At 38.5% G+C, this 9,185-nt stretch carries 9 protein-coding genes and 1 tRNA gene; 8 read left to right on the top strand and 2 right to left on the bottom strand.

Annotated features, from left to right (window positions below):
• Window positions 1-60: 60 nt before the first annotated feature.
• Complete coding sequence (gene ettA / locus BKK50_RS10750; protein WP_077417908.1) at window positions 61-1,731, bottom strand: energy-dependent translational throttle protein EttA; 1,671 nt, start codon at window positions 1,729-1,731, stop codon at window positions 61-63.
• A gap of 179 nt (window positions 1,732-1,910) precedes the next feature.
• On the opposite strand from ettA, the gene BKK50_RS10745 reads away from it, so the two are divergent.
• From BKK50_RS10745 to zevB, 7 genes are all read left to right on the top strand, one after another.
• Window positions 1,911-2,180: a hypothetical protein gene (locus BKK50_RS10745; protein WP_077417906.1), complete on the top strand. Its 270-nt coding sequence runs from the start codon at window positions 1,911-1,913 to the stop codon at window positions 2,178-2,180.
• Between the two features lie 43 nt (window positions 2,181-2,223).
• Window positions 2,224-2,721: a hypothetical protein gene (locus BKK50_RS10740; protein ID WP_077417904.1), complete on the top strand. Its 498-nt coding sequence runs from the start codon at window positions 2,224-2,226 to the stop codon at window positions 2,719-2,721.
• Complete coding sequence (locus BKK50_RS10735; protein ID WP_077417902.1) at window positions 2,718-3,143, top strand: hypothetical protein; 426 nt, start codon at window positions 2,718-2,720, stop codon at window positions 3,141-3,143. Before BKK50_RS10740 ends, BKK50_RS10735 begins: the two co-directional genes overlap by 4 nt.
• Window positions 3,133-4,155 carry a hypothetical protein gene (locus BKK50_RS10730; RefSeq protein ID WP_077417900.1) on the top strand — a complete coding sequence of 341 codons (1,023 nt, stop codon included), beginning with the start codon at window positions 3,133-3,135 and terminating at the stop codon, window positions 4,153-4,155. Before BKK50_RS10735 ends, BKK50_RS10730 begins: the two co-directional genes overlap by 11 nt.
• A 9-nt stretch (window positions 4,156-4,164) precedes the next feature.
• A complete protein-coding gene (locus BKK50_RS10725; RefSeq protein ID WP_077417898.1) occupies window positions 4,165-4,455 on the top strand; it encodes a hypothetical protein in 291 nt (96 codons plus the stop codon).
• Between the two features lie 438 nt (window positions 4,456-4,893).
• Window positions 4,894-5,553: a zinc transporter binding subunit ZevA gene (gene zevA / locus BKK50_RS10720; protein ID WP_077417896.1), complete on the top strand. Its 660-nt coding sequence runs from the start codon at window positions 4,894-4,896 to the stop codon at window positions 5,551-5,553.
• Between the two features lie 3 nt (window positions 5,554-5,556).
• A complete protein-coding gene (gene zevB / locus BKK50_RS10715; protein WP_077417910.1) occupies window positions 5,557-6,525 on the top strand; it encodes a zinc transporter permease subunit ZevB in 969 nt (322 codons plus the stop codon).
• Between the two features lie 103 nt (window positions 6,526-6,628).
• Here the strand turns inward: zevB and BKK50_RS10710 are convergent.
• Window positions 6,629-6,704 (bottom strand) — tRNA-Asn (locus BKK50_RS10710).
• 399 nt (window positions 6,705-7,103) lie between these two features.
• Between BKK50_RS10710 and uvrB the strand changes: the two genes are divergently transcribed.
• Window positions 7,104-9,140, top strand: a complete 2,037-nt coding sequence (uvrB, locus tag BKK50_RS10705; RefSeq protein WP_077417894.1) for an excinuclease ABC subunit UvrB — start codon at window positions 7,104-7,106, stop codon at window positions 9,138-9,140.
• The last annotated feature ends 45 nt before the right edge of the window (window positions 9,141-9,185 follow it).

Raw genomic sequence — 9,185 nt, 5'->3', positions numbered from 1 at the left:
GTGTGTCCCTACAAGATAACAAAAAAGCAACATTGTGCAACTGCTGCATAATACCGCATTTTACTTCGCAATACGCTTATATTTCATACGATGTGGTTGTAAGGCTTCGGCGCCAAAGGTTTTCTTTTTCCACTCTTCGTAATCAGAGAAGTTGCCTTCGTAGAAGGTGACTTTGCCTTCATCGCCGTAGTCTAAAATATGGGTTGCAATACGGTCTAAGAACCAACGGTCGTGGGAAATCACCATGGCACAGCCCGGGAATTCCAAAATTGCATTTTCTAATGCACGCAAGGTTTCTACATCGAGATCATTGGTCGGTTCATCCAGTAAGAGAACATTCCCCCCGGCTTGCAAGAGTTTGGCTAAATGTAAACGCCCACGTTCACCACCGGAAAGTTCGCCCACCCGTTTTTGTTGATCAACCCCTTTGAAGTTGAACCGCCCTACATAGGCACGGCTTGGAATTTCAAAGTTACCAATGGTAAGAATATCCTGCCCATTTGACACTTCTTCCCAGACGGTTTTCTTATCATCCATCGCATCACGGAATTGATCCACCGAAGCCAGTACAACGCTTTCCCCCATAGTGATCGAGCCACTGTCCGGTTTTTCTTGCCCTGAAAGCATACGGAATAGGGTGGATTTACCTGCCCCGTTTGCCCCGATAATCCCCACAATCGCTCCTTTAGGGATCGAGAATGAAAGGTTATCAATCAAGGTGCGATCACCATAGGATTTCGTGAGGTTTTGCACTTCGATCACTTTATCACCTAAGCGTGGACCAGGTGGAATAAAGAGTTCGTTGGTTTCATTGCGTTTTTGATATTCGCCGGAATTAAGCTCTTCAAAACGTGCCATACGTGCTTTGCTTTTCGCTTGACGGCCTTTCGGATTTTGGCGAACCCATTCCAATTCTTTCTCAATGGATTTTTGACGGGCAGATTCTGCCGCTTGTTCTTGGGCAAGGCGTTTTTCTTTTTGTTCTAACCAAGAAGAATAGTTGCCTTCCCATGGGATGCCCTCACCACGGTCAAGCTCTAAAATCCAACCGGCAACGTTATCTAAGAAATAACGGTCATGGGTAATGGCAACGACCGTGCCTTCGTAATCATGGAGGAAACGCTCTAACCACGCCACAGATTCTGCATCCAAGTGGTTGGTCGGCTCGTCTAACAACAACATATCCGGCTTTTCTAACAAGAGGCGACAAAGTGCCACACGGCGGCGTTCCCCCCCGGATAAATGCTCAATTTTAGCGTCCCAATCAGGCAAGCGTAGCGCATCGGCGGCTCGTTCTAATTGATTGTCTAAATTATGTCCATCTTGTGCCTGAATAATCGCTTCCAATTCCGCTTGCTCTGCCGCAAGTTTATCAAAATCCGCATCAGGATCGGCATAAAGTGCGTAAACCTCATCAAGACGAGTTAGTGCATTTTTCACTTCAGACACCGCTTCTTCCACTGCTTCACGCACCGTTTGCTGTGGCTCAAGTTTAGGCTCTTGTGGCAGATAGCCAATTTTAATCCCCGGCTGTGGACGGGCTTCTCCCTCAATCTCTTTATCAATCCCCGCCATAATGCGAAGTAGGGTAGATTTCCCCGCCCCATTTAAGCCAAGCACCCCGATTTTCGCCCCCGGGAAAAAACTCAAAGAAATATTTTTCAAAATATGCCGTTTCGGAGGCACAACCTTCCCGACACGGAGCATGGTATAAACAAATTGTGATGACATAACGCCTCTCGTTATAGGTAAAAAGTGCGGTCAATTTTACTTGAAATTGTGAGGGAAATATAGCCTTTGGTTTCAAACTGTTTAAGAAGTAAAAATTTTTCAAACCCTTGATAAAAAAGGCTTGACTATCGTTTTTTTTTTTAGAATACGGAAGATTTTAGGTTTTTAGCAGGAGTAACATGGCGGAAATTAATGCTCTGATTATTCAGTGTATTGAAGAAAATTTTAATAAGGAAAAGGATTGCATTCCTATGGGAGAACCCTATTCCGGTGTGGATTTACAATATATTCTTAGTTATTTAGCTCATTATCAAAAATTTCCGGATGAACAAGAGCTAAGAGAAAGGCTAAATTTTCTTGTTAAGAATAATAGAATTAAATATACGTTAATTGACCCAGTTAATGAAATATTTATTGCTTATACATCAATAAATGCAAATTATCCATAAGATTTAAACTTACAATTAATTTGAAAATAAAAGGTGAAGTATTATGTCTAATGAAATAGGTAAATATAAAATTAGTAGGGAAGTTCTGTTTCCTATATTAAGATATTTTAAGGAGAGATTTGATTTAAGCTTTAGTTATTTTGATGAGAAAAATGCTTTTGTATGCCATAAGCATTATAGGTCATATGGTTATGAGGCATCATTTGTTATTGGCATAGATAAATCTGGTTCTGTGTTTTTTGTTACCCGAGTCTACAGCTCGGATTATTTTATTTTAAATATGATAAAGAATGATAATAAATCCCTTTTCGAATTTGTTAACGATTGGAATAGCGTTAATGGTATTGGGCTTCCCGTACATCTAGATGAAGATGGCTTGGGGTTATATTTGTCTCGACAATTTTTGGTTTTTTGGGGGGTATCAGAAGATTATTTGAAATATAGTCTTGGGTTATGTTTAGATTTCGCAATAGAATTTTTAGAAGAATATTATCCTAAAATTTATGTTGGGATAAATGAAAGTGATGAGAGGTCGTTATGATTAAAGATACTGAATTTACCATAAATATTAAAGATATTACCTCTATTTTATCAAAAGTAGAAAAAGAACTTAATGTTAGATTTGAAAAAGATGAAAGTGATTATCTTCTTAAGATAAATCAGATAGAAGAAAGTGGGATTTTGGTCTCAATAAATCAAGAAAATGCCGCAGTAGTATTTGGTGCAATTATAAAGATACCTGATATTGAATTAGAGTTAATTAATAATTTTAATGCTAAATCTAAACTTGGTTTTTCTGTTTCTTGGCGAGAGGATGAAAAAGCAATAATGTCTTACTATCCGGTTTTTTTACAAGGAGTATCAGAATATTATGTATGTCAAGAAATGAAAAGATTTATATATGGAATACTTAGCTTTATTTCATACTTAGAAGATAATGGAGTAATTCTAAATGAAAATTAAACCTCTCCCACCTGCCCCTAAATTCTCTCAGCTTTCGCTTTATCTTAAGCCCTATATTCCTGAAAAGAAATTACAAGGCGCGTTAGCAAGCTATGTTGTTGATGAAGATGTGGAAGCGGATGATATTTTATTATTAACGGATGATACGGTATTTGGATCTGCAAAACGTGGTTTAGTATTCACAAATAAACGTTTCTTTTATTGGGATAATAATGGTTCCGGATATGGTTCAATATCTGACATTAACGCTATTGACGTTGAACCTGGCACACTTTCTCACGATATTTATTTTAAATATAAAGGAGAGGAAAATGAGTGGTGGCATTTGAACTTTACTCAAGCTAGGGCTAATGACATTAAACTTTTAAAAAAATATTTAACAGAAGTTGTTGAACAACTCCAAGCTGAAAATATTGAAGAGGACGTTAAGGTAGAGGAAGAAATTGTAGAGCAAACTAAAGAACAAGCACAATTTGATGAAGAACAGCTACGTTTGGAAATTCGTAAACAATTAATTTTGGAAGAAGAAAAACGTAAATTTGAAGAAGAGCAAAAACAAAAAGCACAGAAACAAGCCTTAATAGAGGTTGAGCCGAATAATAGCGTCAATACTTTTGTGCAACCGGATTTAACCTCTCAACAATTGGTGAAATCTCGTTATATTGGTACTCGGATTAATGATGATGGATCGCCTGAACCTAGGTATCTTGGTGAGCCGATAGAGGAAGATCAGTTTAATACTGGTGATATTTCTATTAATGCAGGAAATCAAGATACTCAGAGTAGTCTAATTAGTTTCTTACAAAATAATAGTGATGGCATTATTGCGAAGTTAAAAGATAGTGGATTGTCACTCACAGCTTCGGCATTACAAAATGATGAAAATATTATTAGGATAGCGGGTTTTATTTATAATTTTCTTCCTATGCCTGTTCGTTTTTTTGTCAGTGTTAATACCCTAGAACAATTCTTAATGAATAACAGACAATGGTTAATTAATAAATTAAGTTAAGGAGTTTTTATGTCTAAAGAATATTATTTCAAAATTACTTATAAAAACACTAGAAACAACAATTCGGTGAGTAGTGAACGTTTGATAGCAAGAAATATGACTGATGCTAAAAATCAATTTCGGGCAAAATATTCCCTAAGACCAGAATATAAAATTATTGCTTGTGTTCGGGAACAAGAATATGGATCAAATGCTAACTCGGCTAATTCAAATAGTAGTGGTTTGGGTGGGGCATTAATTGGTTTAGCGGCGATGGCGGGGGTAGCTTTAACATCTAAACTTTTTGGAAACAAAAAATAGTCGCTGCTTTTAAAGAAAACGACCGAAATTACATTTCTACTTATGCTTTGGTTATTGGGTATTACTAACGAATATCCAATAACTTTTAAGTCAATATTCAATCACTAAATAGATACCACTTTACCTCTACTTCACATTTATAGTATTGCCATATTGGTGCTTTTGCTTGTGATATTTACTTTTCTAATTTTTAGTTTTTAGGCAAAAAAAACCACCCGAATCGGGTGGTAGGAAAGTAGTTTAGCTATATTTATGATTATTTTATTTAGGAACTTTATGAATATCAAGCAATCACTTGACAGAGCGCATAGTACATAAAACCTCTTCAAAAATAAAACCTAATCTTATTGTTTGTTGATGTAGGTCAATAAATTTCGATGAATTATTTGTTTTTGTTTATAAAACAAACGTTTTTTAGAATTTTTTGCTTATGTTAGAATGATCGCTCTTTTTAGTGGAGAGCGAAGCGTGAAAAAATTATTTTTCCTTTCTTTATTCTATACAGGGGCGGTTGTAGCCCATCCCCACGCCTTTATTGAAATGCAAACCAAACCTTTGGTGGAAAACCTAGTCGAACAAAACCAATTAGTCGGATTTTCGATGAAATGGACGTTAGATGAACCCAGTTCATCAGCAGTGTTATATGATATGAAACAGGCAAGCGGGGAAGCCGCACAACAATTGTTGGATGAGGTGATGAATAATGTCGTCAATGAACATTATTTCAGTTATTTCTTCGATAAAAACAATAATAAAATCAAATATAAAAAGCAGATAAAAAATTATGGTGTAAACATAAAAGGAATGCGTGTTCAATATTATTTTGATTTTCTTCTTGCCGAACCTCAACCATTGCAAGATAACCAATGGACACTGATGACCTATGATCGCACCTACTATGTTTCGATGTATTATCCTGAGGACAAAAGTGCGGTCGATTTTTCCACACTTCCGAAAAATTGTCAGGGAAAGGTGGAGATGCCTCAGGTGGATGAAAAAATACAGTCTTATGCCGCCTCTTTGGATAAAACCCAAAAAGATGAAGATGATTCTTTAGGGGTGATATTTGCCCAAAAAGTGAATATTCAATGTGAGTAAATGATGAAACCGCTTTTTCCGTTTAAATGGCTCATTGTTTTAGTTGTGGCGCTGGTGGGGATTTTTTGGTTTTTTCCTTGGCTTTTTGTGAAGGTGGTGGGGTGGCAACAACAATTTAATCAACTGATTTCCGAAAATCTTCACGCTATTCAACAACATTCCGTTTCAGCCGGGATAGTATTAATCGGCATTAGCTTTCTCTATGGCGTATTCCACGCACTTGGACCGGGGCACGGCAAGTTTATTATTGCAAGCTATTTATCCACACACGAAAGTAAACTGAAACAAAGTGTGACACTCAGCCTGTTATCCTCATTGATGCAAGGCATTGTGGCAATAAGTGCCACCTCTATTGTCGTTGTCATACTCAATCTTTCCTCCCAATATTTCAAATTAACTCAATTATGGTTAGAACGCAGTGCATTGATACTATTAATGGGGTTGGGCTGCTATTGGATTTATCAAGGCATTCGTCAGCCAATGGGCTTTCGCATTAAATCCGTTCAGCCAATGCCTTTGCCGTTACAAAGTGCGGTCAAAATTAACCGCACTTTAAAGGTGGGTTGTGGTTGTGGGCATCAACATTTGCCAAATGCGGTTCAATTAAAGCAAGCGGATAGTTGGAAAAGCCAATGTTTGGTGATAATGAGCATTGGTTTACGCCCTTGCAGTGGGGCGATATTTGTACTTTTCCTTGCTTATATGCTCGATCTCTTCATCTGGGGAATTTTTGCGACCCTTGCGATGTCTTTAGGAACAGGACTGATGCTGACTTGTTTTGCGATGCTTGTACGTTATGCCAAAAAAGCGAGCATTCGGATTGGACAATGGTATGGCGCAAAAGCATTAAAGAAATATAGTGGGCGAGGGGTAAAAATCATTGCCGGTAGCATTATGCTCTTTTTTGCAATCAGTTTGTTTTATGGCACAACGCTTGATATCAGCGGTGGAGCAGTATTGTTTGGAAAATAACAGATAAAAAATAAAGCCCATCAAATGACGGGCTCAAAATCTTTTGGTTGCTAATTTAGGATTCGTAAAAGGAGACAAACGAAAACTAAACCAAAAGAGAAATTGGCTCCTCCTGCTGGACTCGAACCAGCGACATATGGATTAACAGTCCACCGTTCTACCGACTGAACTAAGGAGGAATAATTCTGTATCACAATGAATCGGTCGCGCATTTTAATGATCAGAAGATGGGTTGTCAACAGGTCAAAATAAAAAAATTTAAAAAAAATCGTAGTATTTTTCTATCCACAAAGGCTGTGGATAACTTTGTGGATTAAAATAAAATAAGATCCTCTAATGCTGATAAATACTGGGATTGTACAAAATGAGGTAATAATTGGCTGTAAAATAACATTTCTTTATTTATCAATTAGTTAAATAAAGTCCAGTAAAAAATCTAAAAAAAAATTTCAATTTTGTGAGGTTTTTCTCTTGACATCGCTAACACTGTGTAAAACTTACCTTTTTCACTCTATATGGCGTAAGAAATATGTTAGAATGCCGCCAATAAAAACGCATTCAATTTTAACCGCACTTTTATGGCAGAAAAAATTAACAGTAAACCTTTTATTCTTCATTCCGATTTTAAACCCTCCGGCGATCAGCCCCAAGCCATTGAAAAACTTGCTGAAAATTTAGAAGATGGATTGGCGCATCAAACGCTTCTTGGGGTAACCGGCTCTGGGAAAACCTTTACCATCGCCAATGTCATTGCAAAATTAAATCGCCCGGCGATGTTGCTTGCACCCAACAAAACCCTTGCCGCTCAGCTTTATGCGGAAATGAAGGCGTTTTTTCCTGAAAATGCGGTGGAATATTTCGTTTCTTACTATGATTATTATCAACCGGAAGCCTATGTGCCAAGCAGCGATACTTTTATTGAAAAAGATGCTTCTATTAACGATCAAATTGAACAAATGCGTCTTTCCGCCACGAAATCCTTTTTGGAACGCCGTGATACGATTGTGGTGGCTTCCGTGTCTGCCATTTATGGTTTGGGCGATCCCGATAGCTATTTAAAAATGATGTTGCATTTGCAACAAGGGGCGATTATCAATCAACGTCAAATTCTGGCGAAATTGGCCGAATTGCAATACACCCGCAACGACCAAGCTTTCCAAAGGGGAACCTTTCGTGTGCGGGGTGAAATTATTGATATTTTCCCGGCGGAATCTGATGACATTGCGGTCAGAATTGAATTATTTGATGATGAAATTGAGCGGCTCAGCCTATTTGATCCTTTAACGGGGCATCATTTAGGTGCAGTGCCCCGTTATACGGTCTATCCGAAAACCCACTATGTGACACCTCGGGAACGCATTTTAGATGCCATTGAAAAAATCAAAGCAGAGTTAGTACAACGCCGGGAATATTTCATCAAAGAGAATAAATTGTTGGAAGAACAACGCATTAGCCAACGCACCCTATTTGACATTGAAATGATGAATGAACTGGGATATTGCTCAGGCATTGAAAATTATTCACGCTATCTTTCCGGCAGAAATGAGGGGGAGCCGCCGCCGACTTTGTTTGACTATATGCCCTCTGATGCTATTTTGATTATTGATGAATCCCATGTGACGGTTCCACAGATTGGGGGTATGTACCGTGGCGACCGCTCTCGTAAAGAAACCTTGGTGGAATATGGTTTCCGTTTGCCTTCTGCTTTGGATAACCGCCCATTACGTTTTGAAGAATTTGAACGTCTTGCACCGCAAACGATCTATGTTTCCGCCACACCCGGACCTTATGAATTAGAAAAATCCGGCGATGAAATTATCGATCAAGTGGTGCGCCCGACAGGTTTGCTTGATCCGGAAATTGAAATCCGTCCTGTTGCCATTCAGGTGGATGATTTACTTTCTGAAGCCCGCCAAAGAGCGGACAGAAATGAGCGTGTTTTGGTGACGACCCTCACCAAAAAAATGGCGGAAGATCTCACGGATTATCTGGATGAACACGGCATTCGGGGGCGTTATCTCCATTCGGATATTGACACCGTAGAACGGGTGGAAATTATCCGAGATTTACGTTTGGGTGAATTTGATGTCTTGGTAGGCATTAACTTATTGCGTGAAGGGCTGGATATTCCCGAAGTGTCCCTTGTCGCCATTTTAGATGCCGATAAAGAAGGTTTCTTGCGTTCCGAACGTTCGCTTATTCAAACTATTGGTCGTGCCGCTCGTAATTTGAAAGGAAAAGCAATTTTGTATGCCGACAGCATCACCAAATCTATGGAAAAAGCCATCACGGAAACTAACCGCCGCCGTGAAAAACAAATGAAATATAATGAAGAAAAAGGCATTGTTCCGCAAGCGTTAAATAAAAAAGTGGGTGAATTGCTGGATATCGGTCAGGGTGTGACGAATAAAGGGAAAGGCAAATCACGAGCCAAAACGGTGGCAGAACCAACTGCACTTTATAACGCCCCGAAAAATGCCAAGGAATATCAGCAACAAGTCAAAAAACTGGAACAACAAATGTATAAATTTGCTCAAGATCTGGAATTTGAAAAAGCGGCTGCAATTCGAGATCAACTTCATCGATTAAGAGAACAATTTGTGATGAGTGAATAGGGGAAAGTGCGGTTAAAATCTGCGGTATTTTCGGTATTATGTAGC

Source organism: Rodentibacter rarus, assembly GCF_001998965.1.
In the GTDB taxonomy this organism is placed as follows: Bacteria; Pseudomonadota; Gammaproteobacteria; order Enterobacterales; family Pasteurellaceae; genus Rodentibacter; species Rodentibacter rarus.
This window is presented reverse-complemented; position numbering and strand designations above follow the sequence as displayed.

Excerpts from the sequence above, each read along its gene's own strand:
- ettA (WP_077417908.1), bottom strand. The coding sequence starts at position 1,731 with ATGTCATCACAATTTGTTTATACCATGCTCCGTGTCGGGAAGGTTGTG.
- BKK50_RS10745 (WP_077417906.1), top strand. The coding sequence starts at position 1,911 with ATGGCGGAAATTAATGCTCTGATTATTCAGTGTATTGAAGAAAATTTT.
- BKK50_RS10740 (WP_077417904.1), top strand. The coding sequence starts at position 2,224 with ATGTCTAATGAAATAGGTAAATATAAAATTAGTAGGGAAGTTCTGTTT.
- BKK50_RS10735 (WP_077417902.1), top strand. The coding sequence starts at position 2,718 with ATGATTAAAGATACTGAATTTACCATAAATATTAAAGATATTACCTCT.
- BKK50_RS10730 (WP_077417900.1), top strand. The coding sequence starts at position 3,133 with ATGAAAATTAAACCTCTCCCACCTGCCCCTAAATTCTCTCAGCTTTCG.
- BKK50_RS10725 (WP_077417898.1), top strand. The coding sequence starts at position 4,165 with ATGTCTAAAGAATATTATTTCAAAATTACTTATAAAAACACTAGAAAC.
- zevA (WP_077417896.1), top strand. The coding sequence starts at position 4,894 with ATGATCGCTCTTTTTAGTGGAGAGCGAAGCGTGAAAAAATTATTTTTC.
- zevB (WP_077417910.1), top strand. The coding sequence starts at position 5,557 with ATGAAACCGCTTTTTCCGTTTAAATGGCTCATTGTTTTAGTTGTGGCG.
- uvrB (WP_077417894.1), top strand. The coding sequence starts at position 7,104 with ATGGCAGAAAAAATTAACAGTAAACCTTTTATTCTTCATTCCGATTTT.